This is a genomic window from Streptococcus oralis, from assembly GCF_026782125.1.
In the GTDB taxonomy this organism is placed as follows: domain Bacteria; phylum Bacillota; class Bacilli; order Lactobacillales; family Streptococcaceae; genus Streptococcus; species Streptococcus oralis_CE.
Window position 1 is genome coordinate 16,712 of the sequence record NZ_JAKUVY010000007.1, and the last position, 20,293, is coordinate 37,004.

Annotated in this window: 15 protein-coding genes and 1 pseudogene; all 16 read left to right on the forward strand. The window is 40.8% G+C overall.

Annotation, left to right across the window (positions count from 1 at the left end; genetic code table 11):
- The first annotated feature begins 121 nt into the window (after positions 1 to 121).
- The 16 genes and pseudogenes from purC (at position 122) to MK385_RS08045 (ending at position 20,259) form a co-directional block, all read left to right on the forward strand.
- Positions 122 to 829: a phosphoribosylaminoimidazolesuccinocarboxamide synthase gene (gene purC, locus MK385_RS07975; RefSeq protein WP_000043288.1), complete on the forward strand. Its 708-nt coding sequence runs from the start codon at positions 122 to 124 to the stop codon at positions 827 to 829.
- Between the two features lie 76 nt (positions 830 to 905).
- Positions 906 to 974 (forward strand): annotated as a pseudogene (locus MK385_RS09810) (phosphoribosylaminoimidazolesuccinocarboxamide synthase); the annotation flags it as partial.
- A 56-nt stretch (positions 975 to 1,030) separates the two neighbouring features.
- Complete coding sequence (locus MK385_RS07980; RefSeq protein WP_268725766.1) at positions 1,031 to 4,756, forward strand: phosphoribosylformylglycinamidine synthase; 3,726 nt, start codon at positions 1,031 to 1,033, stop codon at positions 4,754 to 4,756.
- Positions 4,757 to 4,917: 161 nt separating this feature from the next.
- Positions 4,918 to 6,360, forward strand: a complete 1,443-nt coding sequence (gene purF / locus MK385_RS07985) for an amidophosphoribosyltransferase (RefSeq protein ID WP_268725767.1) — start codon at positions 4,918 to 4,920, stop codon at positions 6,358 to 6,360.
- Between the two features lie 214 nt (positions 6,361 to 6,574).
- A complete protein-coding gene (gene purM, locus MK385_RS07990) occupies positions 6,575 to 7,597 on the forward strand; it encodes a phosphoribosylformylglycinamidine cyclo-ligase (protein WP_268725768.1) in 1,023 nt (340 codons plus the stop codon).
- Positions 7,594 to 8,145: a phosphoribosylglycinamide formyltransferase gene (purN, locus tag MK385_RS07995; protein WP_268725769.1), complete on the forward strand. Its 552-nt coding sequence runs from the start codon at positions 7,594 to 7,596 to the stop codon at positions 8,143 to 8,145. The genes purM and purN overlap by 4 nt, the downstream gene beginning before the upstream one ends.
- 44 nt (positions 8,146 to 8,189) lie before the next feature.
- Complete coding sequence (locus tag MK385_RS08000) at positions 8,190 to 8,654, forward strand: GNAT family N-acetyltransferase (RefSeq protein ID WP_061853010.1); 465 nt, start codon at positions 8,190 to 8,192, stop codon at positions 8,652 to 8,654.
- A gap of 1 nt (position 8,655) precedes the next feature.
- Positions 8,656 to 10,203 (forward strand): bifunctional phosphoribosylaminoimidazolecarboxamide formyltransferase/IMP cyclohydrolase, encoded by a 1,548-nt coding sequence (purH, locus tag MK385_RS08005; RefSeq protein WP_268725770.1) that lies wholly within the window; start codon positions 8,656 to 8,658, stop codon positions 10,201 to 10,203.
- A gap of 272 nt (positions 10,204 to 10,475) precedes the next feature.
- Positions 10,476 to 11,825 (forward strand): AAA family ATPase, encoded by a 1,350-nt coding sequence (locus MK385_RS08010; RefSeq protein WP_084881608.1) that lies wholly within the window; start codon positions 10,476 to 10,478, stop codon positions 11,823 to 11,825.
- 1 nt (position 11,826) lies between these two features.
- On the forward strand, positions 11,827 to 13,083 hold the full coding sequence (locus MK385_RS08015; RefSeq protein WP_268725771.1) for a protein kinase domain-containing protein: 1,257 nt from the start codon (positions 11,827 to 11,829) through the stop codon (positions 13,081 to 13,083).
- 230 nt (positions 13,084 to 13,313) lie between these two features.
- Positions 13,314 to 14,579 carry a phosphoribosylamine--glycine ligase gene (gene purD, locus MK385_RS08020; RefSeq protein ID WP_268725772.1) on the forward strand — a complete coding sequence of 422 codons (1,266 nt, stop codon included), beginning with the start codon at positions 13,314 to 13,316 and terminating at the stop codon, positions 14,577 to 14,579.
- Between the two features lie 192 nt (positions 14,580 to 14,771).
- Positions 14,772 to 15,260, forward strand: a complete 489-nt coding sequence (gene purE, locus MK385_RS08025; RefSeq protein WP_000802563.1) for a 5-(carboxyamino)imidazole ribonucleotide mutase — start codon at positions 14,772 to 14,774, stop codon at positions 15,258 to 15,260.
- Positions 15,247 to 16,320, forward strand: a complete 1,074-nt coding sequence (gene purK / locus MK385_RS08030) for a 5-(carboxyamino)imidazole ribonucleotide synthase (RefSeq protein WP_268725773.1) — start codon at positions 15,247 to 15,249, stop codon at positions 16,318 to 16,320. Before purE ends, purK begins: the two co-directional genes overlap by 14 nt.
- Positions 16,321 to 16,333: 13 nt before the next feature.
- Positions 16,334 to 17,401, forward strand: a complete 1,068-nt coding sequence (locus tag MK385_RS08035) for a beta-carotene 15,15'-monooxygenase (RefSeq protein ID WP_268725774.1) — start codon at positions 16,334 to 16,336, stop codon at positions 17,399 to 17,401.
- Positions 17,398 to 18,690 carry an adenylosuccinate lyase gene (purB, locus tag MK385_RS08040; RefSeq protein WP_268725775.1) on the forward strand — a complete coding sequence of 431 codons (1,293 nt, stop codon included), beginning with the start codon at positions 17,398 to 17,400 and terminating at the stop codon, positions 18,688 to 18,690. The genes MK385_RS08035 and purB overlap by 4 nt, the downstream gene beginning before the upstream one ends.
- Before the next feature lie 21 nt (positions 18,691 to 18,711).
- On the forward strand, positions 18,712 to 20,259 hold the full coding sequence (locus MK385_RS08045) for a P-loop ATPase, Sll1717 family (protein WP_268725776.1): 1,548 nt from the start codon (positions 18,712 to 18,714) through the stop codon (positions 20,257 to 20,259).
- The last annotated feature ends 34 nt before the right edge of the window (positions 20,260 to 20,293 follow it).

Below are 20,293 nucleotides of genomic sequence, written 5' to 3' on the forward strand. Positions count from 1 at the left end.
TTCATCTTGCAGTTTTTCTTTACGCTTAAAATAGGAAAACGTCATTTATTCGTAAAAACCTTGAATTTTTCATGCTTTTGTGGTAGAATGTGCTCAAGTAAAACGAAAGGCGAACTTTAAAATGTCAAAACAACTGATCTATTCGGGAAAAGCCAAGGATATCTATACAACTGAGGATGAAAATCTCATTATTTCAACTTACAAGGACCAGGCAACTGCCTTTAACGGTGTCAAGAAGGAGCAGATTGCGGGTAAGGGAGTGTTAAATAATCAGATTTCATCTTTTATTTTTGAGAAATTAAATGCGGCTGGTGTAGCGACTCACTTTGTGGAGAAGCTTTCGGATACGGAACAGCTCAATAAAAAAGTTGAGATTATTCCTTTGGAAGTTGTGCTCCGCAACTACACGGCTGGTTCCTTTTCAAAACGTTTTGGCGTAGAAGAAGGTATTGCATTTGAGACTCCAATTGTCGAATTTTACTATAAAAATGACGATTTGGATGATCCCTTTATTAATGATGAGCATGTGAAATTCCTAAAAATTGCGGATGACCAGCAGATTGCTTACTTGAAAGAAGAAACCCGTCGTATCAATGAGCTCTTGAAGGATTGGTTTGCTGAGATTGGTCTCAAATTGATTGACTTTAAGCTAGAGTTTGGTTTTGACAAGGATGGCAAGATTATCTTGGCAGACGAGTTTTCACCAGATAACTGCCGTTTGTGGGATGCAGATGGCAACCACATGGACAAGGATGTTTTCCGCCGTGGCTTGGGTGAATTGACGGATGTTTACGAGATTGTCTGGGAAAAGTTGCAGGGTTTGAAATAATCTGTTATAAACGGAAAACCTTCGTCTTTCAGATGTAAGGACTCAGGCCGAAAAGATCCCCCAGACCTTTTCACTCCGTAGAGGTCTCGGAGAATTAACAGACATCTACGAGATTGTCTGGGAAAAGTTGCAAGGTTTAAAATAGCACCTTCAAGGTCATTTGGGAACATTGCAAGAGCTGAAATAAAGGAATAAGAATTGATGAATAAACGTATTTTTGTTGAAAAAAAGGCTGATTTTCAAGTCAAGTCAGAGAGTTTGGTAAGGGAGCTCCAGCACAACTTGGGACTGTCAACTTTGAAAAGTATTCGCATTGTGCAGGTTTATGATGTCTTTGACTTGGCAGAGAACTTGTTTGCGCCTGCCGAGAAGCATATCTTCTCTGAGCAGGTGACAGACCATGTCTTGGATGAAGCGGCTGTGCAAGCGGATCTTGCCAATTATGCTTTCTTTGCTATCGAAAGCCTGCCTGGTCAATTTGACCAGCGTGCAGCTTCCTCACAGGAAGCTTTACTTTTGCTGGGAAGTTCGAGTGACGTGACGGTCAACACAGCACAATTGTACTTGGTTAATAAAGATATTGATGCGATTGAGTTGGAAGCGGTCAAGAACTACCTGCTCAATCCAGTGGATTCACGTTTCAAGGACATCACGACAGGGATTGCCAAGCAGGAATTTTCTGAGTCAGACAAGACCATTCCTAAATTGACCTTCTTTGAAAGCTATACAGCAGAAGACTTTGCTCGCTACAAGGCCGAACAAGGGATGGCCATGGAAGTGGATGATTTGCTCTTTATCCAAGACTACTTCAAGTCAATTGGGCGCGTGCCGACGGAAACAGAGCTCAAGGTTTTGGACACTTATTGGTCTGACCACTGCCGTCACACGACTTTTGAGACAGAGTTGAAACAGATTGATTTCTCAGCTTCTAAATTCCAAAAGCAATTGCAGGCGACTTATGATAAGTATATTGCCATGCGTGAGGAACTAGGTCGGTCTGAAAAGCCACAAACCTTGATGGATATGGCGACTATTTTCGGTCGATATGAGCGTGCTAATGGACGTTTGGACGATATGGAAGTGTCAGATGAAATCAATGCCTGCTCGGTTGAAATCGAAGTGGACGTTGATGGTGTCAAGGAACCTTGGCTCCTCATGTTCAAAAACGAAACCCACAACCACCCAACGGAAATTGAACCATTTGGTGGAGCGGCAACTTGTATTGGTGGAGCCATTCGTGACCCATTGTCAGGGCGTTCCTACGTTTACCAAGCCATGCGTATTTCAGGTGCAGGTGATATTACAGCACCGATTTCTGAAACTCGCGCTGGTAAATTGCCACAACAAGTTATTTCTAAAACCGCTGCTCATGGTTATTCTTCTTATGGGAATCAGATTGGTCTTGCGACGACCTACGTTCGTGAGTACTTCCACCCAGGCTTTGTAGCTAAACGCATGGAGTTGGGCGCTGTTGTCGGTGCGGCTCCAAAGGGCAATGTTGTCCGTGAAAAACCGGAAGCGGGGGATGTCATTATCCTGCTCGGTGGTAAGACTGGCCGTGATGGAGTCGGTGGTGCGACGGGTTCTTCTAAGGTTCAAACAGTTGAGTCTGTGGAGACTGCTGGAGCTGAGGTTCAAAAGGGGAATGCCATCGAAGAACGCAAGATTCAGCGCCTTTTCCGTAATGGCGATGTCACTCGTCTCATCAAGAAATCCAACGACTTTGGAGCAGGTGGTGTCTGTGTAGCTATCGGTGAATTGGCAGACGGTCTGGAAATCGACCTCAACAAAGTGCCTCTTAAATACCAAGGATTGAACGGTACCGAAATTGCTATTTCTGAATCTCAAGAACGGATGGCAGTTGTGGTTCGTCCTGAGGATGTAGATGCCTTCGTTGCGGAATGTAATAAAGAAAATATTGATGCGGTTGTGGTTGCGACAGTGACTGAAAAACCAAATCTAGTCATGCACTGGAATGGTGAAACGATTGTCGACTTGGAACGCCGTTTCCTTGATACAAACGGTGTGCGCGTGGTCGTCGATGCCAAGGTAGTTGACAAGGATGTCAAGCTTCCAGAAGAACGTACAACAAATTCTGAGACACTTGAAGCGGATACCCTTGCGGTTCTGTCTGATTTGAACCATGCCAGTCAAAAAGGCTTGCAGACCATCTTTGACTGCTCAGTCGGTCGTTCAACGGTCAATCACCCACTTGGTGGTCGCTACCAACTCACACCAACTGAGGCTTCTGTACAGAAATTGCCAGTTCAACATGGTGTAACTCACACTGCATCAGTCATGGCTCAAGGATTCAACCCTTATGTAGCAGAATGGTCTCCATACCATGGAGCTGCCTATGCAGTTATCGAAGCAACCGCTCGTTTGGTGGCTGCTGGTGCAAACTGGTCCAAGGCTCGTTTCTCATACCAAGAATATTTCGAGCGGATGGATAAACAAGCTGAGCGTTTTGGTCAGCCAGTAGCTGCTCTTCTAGGCTCTATCGAAGCACAAATCCAACTTGGCTTGCCATCTATTGGTGGTAAGGACTCTATGTCTGGTACCTTTGAAGAATTGACCGTACCGCCAACCTTGGTTGCCTTTGGGGTTACGACGGCAGATAGCCGTAAGATCCTCTCTCCTGAGTTCAAGACTGCTGGTGAAAAGATCTACTACATCCCAGGTCAAGCCCTCTCCGCAGAGATTGATTTTGACTTGATTAAGTCTAACTTTGCTCAATTTGAAGCCATCCAAGCTGACCACAAAGTAACATCTGCATCAGCTGTCAAATACGGAGGTGTTCTTGAAAGCTTGGCTCTTGCTACTTTTGGGAACCATATTGGTGCAGAGGTGACCTTGTCTGAACTTGAAACAGCCTTGACAGCTCAATTAGGCGGATTTGTCTTCACATCTCCTGAAGAGATTGCTGGAGTAGAGAAAATCGGTCAAACAAGCGTAGACTTTACACTGACTGTCAACGGTGTGAAGCTAGATGGACAGAAACTTGACAGTGCCTTCCAAGGCAAACTGGAAGAAGTTTACCCAACTGAATTTGCCCAAGCTAAAGAACTGGCAGAAGTGCCAGCTGTCGCTTCTGACGCAGTCATCAAAGCCAAGGAAACTATTGAAAAACCTGTGGTTTACATCCCAGTCTTCCCAGGAACCAACTCGGAATATGACTCAGCCAAGGCATTTGAAAAAGAAGGTGCAGAGGTTAACTTGGTGCCATTTGTGACCTTGAATGAAGAAGCTATTGTCAAGTCAGTCGAAACCATGGTTGACAATATTGGCAAGGCTAACATCCTTTTCTTCGCGGGTGGATTCTCAGCTGCGGACGAGCCGGATGGATCAGCTAAGTTTATTGTCAACATCCTGCTTAATGAAAAAGTGCGTGTAGCTATTGATAACTTTATCGCTCGAGGTGGTTTGATTATTGGTATCTGTAATGGATTCCAGGCCCTCGTCAAATCAGGCCTTCTTCCATATGGGAACTTTGAGGATGCTAGCAGTACTAGCCCAACCCTTTTCTACAATGATGCCAACCAGCACGTGGCTAAGATGGTGGAAACCCGTATTGCCAATACCAACTCGCCATGGTTGGCTGGGGTGCAAGTGGGCGATATCCATGCCATCCCAGTGTCGCACGGTGAAGGGAAGTTTGTTGTGACGGCTGAGGAATTCGCTGAGCTTCGTGACAATGGTCAAATCTTTAGCCAATATGTTGACTTCGAAGGAAAACCAAGCATGGATTCTAAGTACAATCCAAATGGTTCTGTCCATGCTATCGAAGGAATTACCAGCAAGAACGGCCAAATCATCGGTAAGATGGGCCACTCAGAACGTTATGAAGACGGTCTTTTCCAAAACATTCCAGGCAATAAAGACCAGCACCTGTTTGCATCAGCAGTTAAATACTTTACTGGGAAATAAGACTTACAGATTTTCTAATAGATAGTATCCGTAATGTAAAAGTCATGTAGATTTAGTTCTTGGTGATTGCAAAAGGTTTGTTTTGCGAGTGAAACGAGCTTCTACCGTATCATTCGGCTCTACTAAAGGAATGATACATAAATAAAAATTAGGTATAAAAAATGACATACGAAGTAAAATCTCTTAATGAAGAATGTGGTGTTTTTGGTATCTGGGGCCATCCAGATGCTGCTAAATTGACCTATTTTGGTCTCCACAGTCTTCAGCACCGTGGTCAGGAGGGGGCAGGAATCCTCTCCAATGACCAGGGGAACTTGAAGCGCCATCGCGATATGGGACTTTTATCAGAAGTGTTCAGAAATCCAGCTAATTTGGATAAACTGACTGGAGCGAGCGCGATTGGGCATGTTCGCTATGCGACTGCTGGCGAAGCTTCTGTAGATAATATCCAGCCCTTCCTCTTTCGCTTTCATGATATGCAGTTTGGATTGGCTCACAACGGAAACTTGACCAATGCCGAATCGCTCAAGAAAGAATTGGAACAAAGAGGAGCTATTTTCAGTTCAACTTCGGACTCGGAAATCTTGGCTCACCTCATTCGCCGGAGTCACAATCCGAACTTGATGGGCAAAATCAAGGAGGCGCTCAGCCTTGTCAAAGGTGGATTTGCTTATATCCTGCTGTTTGAGGACAAGTTGATTGCTGCGCTTGATCCTAATGGCTTCCGTCCGCTTTCTATCGGAAAAATGGCAAACGGAGCGGTGGTGGTTTCGTCTGAAACCTGTGCCTTTGAAGTCATCGGTGCTGAGTGGATTCGTGATGTAAAACCAGGGGAAATTGTGATTGTGGATGACAATGGTATCCAGTACGATAGTTATACGAATGATACCCAGTTGGCGATTTGTTCTATGGAGTATATCTACTTTGCCCGCCCTGACTCTAACATCCATGGGATCAATGTCCATACTGCACGGAAACGTATGGGTGCCCAATTAGCGCGTGAATTTAAGCATGAGGCGGATATCGTAGTCGGTGTGCCCAATTCTTCCCTAAGTGCAGCCATGGGCTTTGCGGAAGAATCCGGTCTGCCAAATGAAATGGGCCTCATCAAGAACCAATATACGCAACGCACCTTTATCCAACCGACTCAAGAATTGCGAGAGCAAGGTGTGCGGATGAAGCTATCTGCTGTTTCGGGTGTTGTTAAAGGCAAACGTGTGGTTATGGTAGATGACTCCATTGTCCGTGGTACCACTTCTCGTCGCATCGTCCAACTCTTGAAGGAAGCTGGTGCGACAGAAGTTCACGTTGCTATTGGGAGCCCTGCGCTAGCTTATCCATGTTTCTATGGGATTGATATCCAGACGCGTCAGGAGTTGATTGCGGCCAATCATACGGTGGAAGAAACCTGCCAAATCATTGGTGCAGATAGTCTCACCTATCTTTCGATTGATGGCTTGATTGAATCCATCGGGATTGAAACAGATGCGCCAAATGGTGGGCTTTGCGTCGCTTACTTTGACGGGGACTACCCAACTCCTCTCTACGACTATGAGGAAGAATATCGTAGAAGCTTGGGGGACAAGACCAGTTTTTACAAATAGACGGATAAAGACTCTCCATGAAAGGAAAGGAAGAGAAGACGACAAATAAAAATGCTTATGCTCCACGTCTCGCTACTGACTAAAAGCTAAAGCATTTGTCAGTAGACGCTTTGCCTTATGGGACCAAAGCTAGAGCCCTGACTAGTATTTTTAGATAAAATAATTGTTTATCTAAAAATACGTCGCAATCTTCTCAAAGAAAAGGAAAAATAAAATGGCAAATAAAAATGCGTATGCCCAGTCGGGTGTAGATGTTGAAGCAGGTTATGAAGTTGTTGAGCGGATCAAAAAGCACGTGGCTCGTACGGAGCGTGCAGGTGTTATGGGAGCTCTTGGTGGTTTTGGTGGCATGTTCGACCTTTCAAAAACAGGTGTCAAAGAGCCTGTCTTGATCTCAGGAACTGATGGTGTCGGAACCAAGCTCATGCTGGCTATCAAGTACGACAAGCATGACACGATTGGGCAGGACTGTGTAGCCATGTGTGTCAATGATATCATCGCTGCAGGTGCGGAGCCTCTCTATTTCCTCGACTATGTGGCGACAGGGAAGAATGAACCAGCTAAACTAGAACAAGTCGTCGCTGGTGTGGCAGAAGGTTGTGTGCAGGCTGGTGCTGCCCTCATTGGTGGGGAAACAGCTGAAATGCCTGGTATGTATGGAGAAGATGACTATGACTTGGCTGGATTTGCGGTCGGTGTGGCAGAAAAATCTCAAATCATCGACGGATCAAAAGTAGCAGAAGGTGATGTTCTTCTCGGACTTGCTTCAAGTGGGATTCACTCAAATGGTTACTCACTTGTACGTCGTGTTTTTGCGGATTACACAGGCGAAGAAGTCTTGCCTGAGTTGGAAGGCAAAAAGCTGAAAGATGTCCTTTTGGAACCAACTCGTATCTACGTTAAAGCTGTTTTGCCACTCATCAAGGAAGGTTTGGTTCATGGGATTGCCCACATCACAGGTGGTGGTTTTATTGAAAATGTCCCTCGTATGTTTGCAGATGATCTAGCGGCAGAAATCGAAGAAGACAAAGTTCCAGTCCTTCCGATTTTCAAAGCCCTTGAGAAATACGGTCATATCAAGCACGAAGAAATGTTTGAAATCTTCAATATGGGCGTAGGGCTCATGTTGGCAGTTAGCCCTGAAAATATCGAGCGAATCAAGGAATTGTTGGATGAACCAGTCTATGAAATTGGTCGCATCGTCAAGAAAGAAAACGAAAGTGTCATCATCAAATGAAAAAAATAGCGGTTTTTGCCTCTGGTAATGGCTCAAATTTTCAGGTGATTGCCGAAGAATTTCCGGTGGAGTTTGTCTTTTCAGACCATCGTGATGCCTTTGTGCTCGAGCGTGCAGACAAGCTCGGCGTTCAATCCTACGCTTTTGAACTCAAGGAGTTTGAGAGCAAGGCAGACTACGAAGCAGCCCTCGTCGAACTTTTGGAAGAGCACCAGATTGACTTGGTTTGTCTAGCAGGCTACATGAAAATCGTTGGGCCAACCTTACTGGCAGCTTATGAAGGTCGTATCATCAACATTCATCCAGCCTACCTGCCAGAATTTCCAGGAGCTCATGGGATTGAGGATGCTTGGAATGCTGGTGTTACTGAGAGTGGCGTGACCATTCACTGGGTGGACTCAGGTGTGGATACAGGCAAGGTCATCAAACAAGTCCGTGTGCCACGTCTAGCAGATGATACTATCGAAAGCTTTGAAGCTCGTATTCATGAGGCAGAGTACAAGTTGTATCCAGAGGTGTTGGATAGTTTGGGAGTGGAGAGAAGGTAAGAAGTAAATCAAGTTTTGATTGCGCAATCTTGCTAGGAGAAAAAATGATTGAACTGAAATTGGTAGATGAGAGCAGTTTTCAGGCAGTGCTGGATTTGAAAATATCAGAAGCTGATGAACGAGCACGTTTCGTAGCTCCAAATGTTCGCTCTTTAGCTGATGCATGGCTCTACCGGAAAAACGAAGATGTGTTTCCGATGGCAATCTATTGGGATAAGCAAGTGGTTGGCTTTCTCCTGCTAGAAATAGACAAGGATGAAGCGGAATACTTTATCTGGCGGATAATGATTGGTCAGCAGTACCAAGGAAGAGGTTATGGTCGAAAAGCCTTGGAAGTTCTAATCAAAGAGGCTCAGATGGATAGAGCTTGCAGTCATATTACCGCAGATTATGTAGTTGGAAATGAAAAAATGAAGTACCTGTTGACTAGTCTGGGTTTTCAGGAAACAGGATTTATAGAAGAAAATAACGAAGTCGCTATGCGCTTGGATCTAAAGAAAGAGGAATAGAATGACGAAAAAGGCCTTAATCAGCGTCTCAGACAAAGCGGGCATTGTTGAATTTGCCCAAGAACTCAAAAAACTTGGTTGGGATATTATCTCGACAGGTGGGACAAAGGTTACCCTTGATAATGCTGGGGTGGAGACCATTGCAATTGATGATGTGACTGGTTTTCCAGAAATGATGGACGGCCGTGTCAAGACCCTTCATCCAAATATCCATGGTGGGCTCTTGGCTCGTCGTGACTTGGATAGCCACTTGGAAGCAGCCAAGGACAATCAAATTGAGCTCATCGACCTTGTAGTGGTCAACCTTTATCCTTTCAAGGAAACAATTCTCAAACCAGATGTGACCTACGCTGATGCGGTTGAGAACATCGATATCGGTGGGCCATCTATGCTTCGTTCAGCAGCGAAGAACCACGCTAGCGTAACAGTTGTGGTAGATCCTTCTGACTATGCTGTGGTTTTGGAAGAATTGTCAGCTAATGGCGAAACGACTTATGAAACTCGCCAACGTTTAGCAGCTAAGGTTTTCCGTCACACAGCAGCTTATGACGCCTTGATTGCAGAGTATTTCACAGCTCAAGTGGGTGAAACAAAACCTGAAAAACTGACCTTGACTTATGACCTCAAACAAGCCATGCGTTATGGGGAAAATCCTCAGCAGGATGCGGACTTCTACCAAAAAGCTTTGCCGACAGACTACTCAATTGCATCAGCGAAACAGCTCAACGGTAAAGAATTGTCCTTCAATAACATTCGTGACGCGGATGCCGCTATCCGTATCATCCGTGATTTCAAAGACCGTCCGACAGTTGTAGCATTGAAACATATGAATCCATGTGGAATTGGTCAGGCAGATGACATCGAAACTGCTTGGGATTACGCTTATGAGTCTGACCCAGTGTCTATCTTTGGTGGAATTGTTGTCCTTAACCGTGAGGTGGATGCTGCGACAGCTGAGAAGATGCACGGCGTTTTCCTCGAGATCATCATCGCACCAAGCTATACCGATGAAGCGTTAGCTATTTTGACTAATAAAAAGAAAAACTTGCGTATCCTAGAGTTGCCATTTGATGCCCAAGACGCTAGCGAAGTGGAAGCAGAATACACAGGTGTAGTAGGTGGACTTCTGGTGCAAAACCAAGACGTGGTCAAAGAAAGCCCAGCTGACTGGCAAGTGGTGACCAAACGCCAACCAACTGAGACAGAAGCGACTGCCCTTGAGTTCGCTTGGAAAGCTATCAAATATGTCAAATCAAACGGAATCATCGTAACCAACGACCACATGACACTGGGTGTTGGTCCAGGTCAAACTAACCGTGTGGCCTCTGTCCGTATCGCCATTGACCAAGCCAAAGACCGTCTTGACGGCGCTGTGCTTGCTTCCGATGCCTTCTTCCCATTTGCAGATAACGTGGAAGAAATCGCTAAAGCAGGTATTAAGGCGATCATCCAGCCTGGAGGCTCAGTCCGTGACCAAGAATCCATTGAAGCTGCTGACAAATACGGCTTGACCATGGTCTTCACAGGCGTGAGACATTTTAGACATTAAGAAGAATAACATCTAATCTAAAAGCATCAATTTTTAAAAGTTAGAATTATCGTATCTGACTTTAGAAAGGGAATTCTGGGTTAGATGTTTTTTTAATACCTTTTAATAATTTTGAAGAGATTAGTATGGGATTAAAACTAATATAAAACCAAGACAGTCATAAACAAGTGAAAACTTCACAAAAAAGCAAAGAATTTTTTGTTATTGTTTTACATGTTTTAAGAATGATGATATAATTAGGTGAAAATTTCACATTTACTTGGAGGTGCGATATGCTGATTAATTTCCGATTTGAAAACTTTTTATCATATAAAAATTTGACCGATTTTTCAATGATTGCAAGTAAGGTTAGAAGTCACAGAAAGTATAAGAAACAAATCAGTGAAAATCTGTCATTATTAAACTTTTCTGCAATTTATGGTGCTAATGCGTCTGGGAAATCAAATTTTATAAATGCATTAACATTTGCAAGAACATTTATTTTATCGTCAAAAAATGAATTAAGGAAAAATTTATTGAAGGATAGTTATTTCAAAGCTCAAGATAGTTTTAAATTGAAAGATACAAAATTTGAATTTGATTTTATATCAGATAATAAAATTTATACATATGGTTTTTCAGTTAACTTATTCAATTTAAGTTTAAAAGAGGAGTGGTTGTACAGGAATGAAGGAGGAGATGATTTAGCACTATTCAATATCGATTATTCTAAACCGTTTGATAAAAATCATTTTTCAATAGAAAACTGGGGATTATTAGAAAAAGATATTCCAAGATTTGATATATATATATCTGATGCACAAAAATCTAATTCACTATTTTTGAAATATATAAATACTCCTGAACGGAAGATTGATTATTCTATAGATGTATATAAAGCTTACGAGTGGTTTCTACAAACTTTGGAAATCATTGAACCAGAAGGAGAAGTAAGTCGGAGTGCAGAAGTTTTTTTAAAGCAGGAAGACACTGAAAAATTAGCGAGATTTTTACATTCTTTTTCTACAGGTATCAATGCTATTGAGCGTGAGGAGATAACTAAAGCAGATATTGACGAAATCCCAGATGACAGAGTATTAGAGTCAATTATTAGTAGAGTAATTGAAGTTAATAAAAATAAAGATTCAAAAAAAATTATTAATCTTGTTCAAACCGAAGAAAATATATACTTTTTCTCAGTAAATGATGATTATGAAATAGTTATAGAGAGATTATATTTTATACACGATGGGACTAATGCCAAATTTGCTTTTCGTGAGGAATCTGATGGCACAAGACGTTTAATTAAGATTTACGGGGTCTTAAATACTGTAGAAAATAAGGTATTTATTATTGACGAAATTGATAGAAGTTTCCATCCTAATTTGACTTATGAGTTTATAAGAAAATCTCTTGAAAATGATTTGATTCAATTGATAGTGACAACTCATGAAGATCGATTACTTGATTTATCATTATTACGTCGTGATCAGATTTGGTTCGTTGATAAAGAAGAAAATGCTTCACACATGTACTCTTTAGAAGAATATAAGGTAAGATTTGATAAGGATATTATGAAGGAGTACCTTGTTGGAAAATACGGAAGCATACCTAAATTCGATTGTCTGACAATGGGGGAATAGTATGTTAAGAGATAAACTTACTAGACCTAGTAGCAGAAGAGAGCCTACAGTACCAGATCTTTTAATCGGACGAGGAGGATTTTGTAAAGTTTATAAACTTTCTGGTGACTGTGATATAGTTGAAAAACGTTTATATAAGAAAGATGAAAATTCTAAAAGGAGATTTATTGCAGAAATTGATAACATCAATAAAATAGATCATGAAAGTGTAATAAAAATAATAGATTACGATAAAGATGCGTATAGATATACAATGCATTATTATGAATATAATTATAAAACTTATCTACTTAAAGAAAAAGATAAAGGTTTATTCCCTCTAAAAGTTTTTCAACAAATTTGTAATGCTATAATATTTTTACACAATAACAACATAATTCATAGAGATTTAAAACCAGAAAATATTTTGATAGAAGAAACTGGGGAAATAGTAGTTGTTTCTGATTTTGGATTGAGCAAGGATTTATCTAATGATATTCATCGAACAAAATACGGTATGGGAGATGATAGATTCTCTGCTAAAGAGTTGATTAAAGGAGAGGTTACAGATGATATACGATTGGATATATATAGTTTAGGTGAGTTAGTAAACTACACTGTTGAGATACTAGAGTTGGAGATAGATAAAGAATTATCTAAAATTATAGAAAAGGCAACTCATGATAATATTGAAAATAGATTTAAAAGAGTTGATGATTTTTTACAAGCTATTTTAAAAAGTGAAATGCTCGGGAGAAATCAAGTAAGTAAAAATATATTTATTGCAATTGATTATATCAATCGCATGGAGGAAATAGATCAAGAACTTTTTTGGCAAACTATAATTATACAGCTTCATGAAGCTGAAGATGCAGAATTTGAAAGAGCTATCAGAAAAATTTTATCTTCAAGGATTGTTACTGACTATTTTAATAGAGAGGATCCACAGACATTTTTTGAATATATCTGTGCTTACTGTGAGATGCTGCGAGGCAGAAATGATATATATATAAATGAAAAAAATAAAGAAGATCAAAATATTTTGGTTAGTGAATTATTTTTGTTGGCAACAGAGCATAAGTTATGTGATGAATTAGTAGCTGAGGTTTGGTCAACTCTAATATATATGTCCTATCAAGCGAAATTGCAAGGTTCATATTATATTTTACATACCATTAAAGGCAGCTTTAATAAATTGGATTGTCACATTAAAAGTTTAGTTAGAGACAAATTAGAAAAAGATGTAGTATGTTTTTATGATAAAAATCTTTTAGATTAGCGGATATTTATTACGTGATACATGTATAGTATTTTTGAATATATGAAACTATGATAGAACTCCGTCCGTGACCATGATCTTCACAGGAGTGAGACATTTTAGACATTAAGAAGGCAAAAGGGAAGAAAACAGTTTCTTTCCTTTTTTTGCTTAAAAAACGGAATAGAACAAGATTAAAACGAACGTTTATGATATAATGTTAGTAAATAATTCGCAAAAGAGGTTGAGAGATGAAGCTTTTAGTTGTCGGTTCGGGTGGTCGTGAACATGCCATTTCTAAGAAGTTGCTTGAATCAAAAGACGTTGAAAAAGTCTTTGTAGCTCCCGGTAATGACGGGATGACTCTGGATGGGCTGGAATTGGTAAATATCTCTATTTCCGAACATTCTAAATTGATTGACTTTGCAAAAGCCAACGATATTGCTTGGACCTTCATCGGTCCAGATGATGCCCTGGCTGCTGGGATTGTAGATGATTTTAACCAAGCTGGTCTCAAGGCTTTTGGTCCGACTAGGGCTGCAGCGGAGCTGGAGTGGTCTAAGGACTTTGCCAAGGAAATCATGGTCAAATACGGCGTTCCGACAGCAGCCTATGGCACATTTTCAGACTTTGAGGAAGCCAAATCCTACATCGAAAAGCAAGGGGCGCCTATCGTGGTCAAGGCGGACGGTCTAGCTCTGGGCAAGGGCGTGGTCGTTGCTGAAACGGTTGAGCAAGCGGTCGAAGCCGCTCACGAGATGCTTTTGGACAATAAATTCGGGGATTCAGGTGCGCGTGTAGTTATCGAGGAGTTTCTTGAAGGTGAGGAATTTTCTCTCTTTGCCTTTGTTAATGGGGACAAGTTCTACATCATGCCAACAGCTCAGGACCACAAACGTGCCTATGATGGCGACAAGGGGCCTAACACTGGTGGGATGGGTGCCTATGCGCCAGTTCCACACTTACCACAGAGTGTGGTTGACACGGCAGTGGAGACTATTGTCAAGCCAGTCCTTGAGGGGATGATCCAAGAAGGGCGTCCTTACCTTGGTGTCCTTTACGCAGGGCTTATTTTAACAGCTGACGGACCTAAGGTTATCGAGTTCAATGCTCGTTTTGGAGACCCCGAAACTCAGATTATCTTGCCTCGTTTGACATCTGACCTTGCACAAAATATCACGGATATCCTCGATAGCAATGAGCCAGCTATTACTTGGACGGATAAGGGTGTGACACTAGGTGTGGTTGTCGCATCCAAGGGTTACCCGCTAGAATATGAAAAGGGTGTTGAATTGCCAGCAAAAACCGACGGCGATATCACCACCTACTATGCAGGGGCTAAGTTTGCGGAAAATAGCAGAGCACTGCTATCAAACGGTGGACGTGTCTATATGCTCGTCACCACTGCTGATACCGTCAAAGAAGCCCAAGAAACCATCTACAAGGAACTTGACAAACAAAATACAGAAGGCCTCTTTTACCGAACAGATATTGGAAGTAAGGCCATAAAAGATTAACAGATACTAAATTTGTCAATGGCGAGCGAAAGCGAGCTAATATAGGATAATCGTCGCAGTAGTGAAACTCCTAGTAGCAAAGCTACTAGGAGCGGAAAACTGGAGACCTAGGCTCCAGTTTTAGTAATGGAACGCCTTAGGCGGTCGCTTACGTCCGCACTACATTAGACGATTATTAAAAAAGGAGAAGAAATGAAACCAATTATTTCCATCATCATGGGCTCAAAATCCGACTGGGCAACCATGCAAAAAACCGCCGAAGTCCTGGACCGTTTCGGTGTAGCCTACGAAAAGAAGGTGGTCTCTGCCCACCGCACACCAGACCTCATGTTCAAACATGCCGAAGAAGCTCGTAGCCGTGGCATCAAGGTTATCATCGCAGGTGCTGGTGGTGCAGCCCATTTGCCAGGTATGGTAGCAGCCAAAACCACTCTACCTGTTATTGGTGTACCAGTCAAATCACGTGCTCTTAGTGGAGTGGACTCGCTCTACTCGATTGTTCAGATGCCGGGTGGCGTGCCTGTTGCGACTATGGCTATCGGTGAAGCTGGTGCGACAAATGCGGCCCTCTTTGCCCTTCGTCTCCTCTCAGTAGAGGATCAGGCTATCGCGACAGCGTTAGCGGATTTCGCAGAAGAACAAGGAAAAATCGCAGAGGAGTCGACAAATGAGCTCATCTAAAACAATCGGAATTATCGGTGGCGGTCAGCTCGGTCAGATGATGGCCATTTCTGCTATCTACATGGGGCACAAGGTTATCGCGCTGGATCCTGCGGCGGATTGTCCTGCCTCTCGTGTAGCGGAAATCATCGTGGCTCCCTATAACGATGTGAACGCCCTTCGTCAGTTGGCTGAGCGTTGCGATGTCCTTACCTATGAGTTTGAAAATGTCGATGCTGACGGTTTGGATGCTGTCATCAAGGATGGTCAGCTCCCTCAAGGGACAGACCTGCTCCGCATTTCGCAAAATCGTATTTTTGAAAAGAACTTCCTCTCAAACAAGGCACAAGTGACAGTTGCACCCTACAAGGTTGTGACTTCTAGCCAAGACTTGGCAGATATTGACCTTTCTAAAAATTATGTTCTCAAGACTGCGACTGGCGGCTACGATGGACACGGACAAAAAGTCGTTCGCTCAGAAGTAGACTTGGAAGAAGCCCGTGCACTAGCAGACTCAGCAGACTGTGTCTTGGAAGAATTCGTCAACTTTGACCTTGAAATTTCTGTCATTGTATCAGGAAATGGCAAGGACATGACGGTTTTCCCAGTTCAGGAAAATATCCACCGCAACAATATCCTGTCTAAGACCATCGTGCCTGCTCGCATTTCAGAAAGTCTAGCAGACAAGGCTAAAGCCATGGCCGTGAGAATCGCTGAGCAACTCAACTTGTCTGGAACGCTCTGTGTGGAAATGTTTGCGACGGCTGATGACATCATTGTCAATGAAATTGCGCCACGTCCACACAACTCAGGACACTATTCGATTGAAGCTTGTGATTTCTCCCAGTTTGATACCCACATTTTAGGTGTTCTGGGAGCACCATTGCCAGCTATCAAACTGCATGCTCCAGCTGTCATGCTCAACGTTCTCGGTCAGCACGTCGAGGCTGCTGAAACATATGTCACAGAAAATCCAAGCGCCCACCTCCATATGTATGGTAAAATAGAAGCGAAGCACAATCGTAAGATGGGACACGTGACTTTGTTTAGTGATGTGCCGGATAGTGTGGAAGAGTTTTAGGCAGGAGGAAAGTTTGAATATAGTAGAACAATTAGTACAGAAAATTAAATTATTACCAAAAAAAATAAAAAAATTTTTCAAAAGTAGAACAATTGATGCTGAACACATCATTGGTTATTGCTATTTGATGTTATATATGCTTCCGTTTCTTGTAAATGGAATGTTATTTATAGTATTGGGGGTAATTTTAAATGAAATACCATTTTTAAGCTTTTTAACCCCTATCATTATTTGCTTTATAAACGGTATTTTTCTATTTTACTTCACTAAAAGAATTGTTGCTTATATTAAACAAAAGAGATTTTTACTCAGTTTAATATTAATTTATATTGTATTGTCATTTCTGATAGCATTTATTTTTTGGATAGGAACTATATTTTTAAATATTACTGTTATGTTTTCCATGATAAATCCTAACAGTCTTAGTAAAAATGAGTTGTTTGATTTAATTTCTAAGTATAGTCATGGTTACAAAACTATGATAGATAATTTTGAAGGTTATTCAAGAGGAGCTATTCCATTTATTCAAATTTTAGGGTTCTCATATTTTCTAAATTTATTTGTTCTGCTAAGATATCAGAGCGTTGACATACCAGTATATAAAAAAATTTTCCGCATTTTAATAAAAGTAATTTATCTGATATTACCAACAATATTCTTTTTTATTTTTTCAAAAGTAGATAAAGATTCATACACAATCGTTGCACCTATAGGATTACTGATTATTTGGTTTTCTAAACCTGAAAATATAATTAGTATATTAAACAATAGTATCATTATTAGTGATGAGGATGTCAAACCGGAAGTAATCAACAGGATTAAAATTTTAAAATTATTATTAACATTAATTGAGATATCATGGGGGATTAGCGTTTATTTTTTTGCTAATTATAGTGCAGTTGAAAGATTATTTATTACTTTAGGTATACTTTTTATTGGTCTTGTTTTACTAATTATTTGGCAAAAGTATATAAAAGCTCATCAAACTCAATGGATAGAAAATACATTGAAGAAAGAATCAGCTCAGAAAATTCTTGATAACATTCAAACAGACAAAACAGAAGGAGAACACAAAATATGATCAACCGTTACTCTCGCCCTGAGATGGCGAACATTTGGAGTGAAGAAAATAAATACCGTGCCTGGCTTGAGGTGGAAATCTTGGCTGACGAGGCATGGGCTGAGTTGGGGGAAATCCCTAAGGAAGATGTGGCTTTGATTCGTGAAAAAGCGGACTTTGACATCGACCGGATTTTGGAGATTGAGCAAGAGACGCGTCACGATGTGGTGGCTTTCACGCGTGCGGTTTCTGAAACTCTTGGTGAAGAGCGCAAGTGGGTTCACTACGGTTTGACATCTACTGACGTGGTGGATACTGCCTATGGTTACCTTTATAAGCAAGCCAATGACATCATCCGTCGTGACCTTGAAAACTTCACCAATATCATCGCTGACAAGGCTAAGGAACACAAGTTCACCATCATGATGGGGCGTACCCACGGTGTGCACGCTGAGCCAACAACTTTTGGTCTCAAGCTTGCGACCTGGTACAGCGAAATGAAGCGTAACATGGAGCGTTTCGAGCATGCGGCTGCTGGCGTGGAAGCTGGTAAGATTTCGGGTGCGGTTGGAAACTTCGCCAATATCCCACCATTTGTTGAGCAATATGTCTGTGACAAACTGGGTATCCGTGCTCAAGAAATCTCTACACAGGTGCTTCCTCGTGACCTTCACGCTGAGTACTTTGCGGTTCTTGCCAGCATCGCGACTTCTATTGAACGTATGGCAACGGAAATCCGTGGTCTGCAAAAGTCTGAGCAACGCGAAGTGGAAGAATTCTTTGCCAAGGGGCAAAAAGGGTCTTCAGCAATGCCTCACAAACGCAACCCTATCGGTTCTGAGAATATGACAGGTCTGGCGCGTGTTATCCGCGGTCACATGGTGACAGCCTATGAGAACGTAGCCCTTTGGCACGAACGTGATATCTCTCACTCATCAGCTGAGCGTATCATCACGCCAGATACGACCATCTTGATTGACTATATGCTCAACCGTTTTGGAAACATCGTCAAGAACTTGACAGTCTTCCCTGAAAACATGATTCGCAACATGAACTCTACATTTGGTTTGATTTTCAGCCAACGTGCTATGTTGACCTTGATTGAAAAAGGCATGACCCGTGAGCAAGCTTACGACCTTGTTCAACCGAAAACGGCTTACTCTTGGGATAACCAAGTAGACTTTAAACCGCTTCTGGAAGCGGATCCAGAAGTCACTTCACGCCTCACTCAAGATGAAATTGACGAAATCTTCAACCCTGCATACTACACTAAACGAGTGGATGATATCTTTGAACGTATCGGACTATGAAATAATTAAGGACTTAACAATATGATTAAAATTGAAAATTTACAAACAATAAAAGGCGATGCATATGAATACTATAATTCTAGTGGAACTGAGTTAAAACTATTTAACAAGGTATTTTTAGCAGATAATGTATTAGAAGAAATAAAGGATCCTAGAAAATACTTTATTGTTGGCGAAAAAGGTTCTGGGAAAACAGCATATTCAGTATATTTTTCGAAACAGAGTGTAGATAATATTGAAGCTAAAATTAAATTTGTTCAAGATACTGTATATGATAAATTCATTCGTATGAAAAAGAATAAATCTTTGGATATGTCATCCTATAAAGATGTTTGGATGAATGTAATTTATCTTGTTCTTAGTGAGGAAATTAAACAATTTTTACCGAGCACTTTACTTAAATCTGGACCAATTAAAAAATTAGATTCGGTAATTAGTGAGTTTTATAGTGATGCATTTTCGCCAGAGTTTATTCAAGCAATTGAGTTTGTTGAAAACTCTAACAGTTCTATAAATGCAATGATTAATGGGGGGATTTTTAAACCATCTGTTAAGTTTGGAGTGGAAAGTTCAGAAAAATACGCTGAGAGTAATTATCAATTGACTCTAATTAAATTGTTAGATGGATTTAAAAAAGTATTTAAAGAAATACAGTTGGATAAGCAATTTATTTTATTTATTGACGGTATTGATGCAAGGCCATCTGATATCAAGCATGAAGACTATATTGAGTGCTTGAGAGGATTAGTAAATGCTGTAATAGAATTAAATAATTCAGAATTAAAAGATAAAGGGATTAAGGTCTCTTTACTAATTAGGCCAGATATTATATATTCCATGTCAATTCACAATATGAATCAAAAACTGAGGGACAATTCTGTTCTAATTAACTGGAATACTACTTATAAGGCTTATAGAAATTCTAAACTTTTTGAGATCGCAGATAATTATTTTTTAAAACAACAGACTTTATCTAATCGTGTAAAAGGATTGACATGGGACGATTATTTTCCTTATAAGGTTTCGGGTCGAGAAGATTATAACAGCGAAGATTCATTTATAGAGTTTTTACGTTATTCTTTATACAAACCGAGGGATATTTTAACAATGTTGAACGAATTAGTAGAAAAGAATGAAGGTGACAAATTTAGTAGAGAAGATTTCGCAAATATGATTAAAACGGAATATCCTCAGTACTTACTAGGAGAACTAAAAGACTACATGTTGATTTACATGGATGATGATGAGTACAATATATTTCAAAAATTTATTAAGAGTTTTAGAACTAAGCGATTTACGTATAAACAATTTGAAAAAAATTATAAAGATTTTGTTAAAAGACAAAAAGAATATGGTGAGCAAATACCTAGAAAAATGAGAACACCAGAGGATACTTTACAGTTATTATATGATACAAATATAATAGGTTATAGGGAACATGAGCAGGGTAGAGTATTTTGGAGCTTTAAAGAACGTAGTTATAGTAATGTTAGGCCAGAAGTTAATTTGTTTGCATCAACATTTGCTTTTCATTATGCATATGCAACTGCATTTAAAATAGGTTCGTAGTTATTAGAAAAACTAACCTCACGCCTTACTCAAG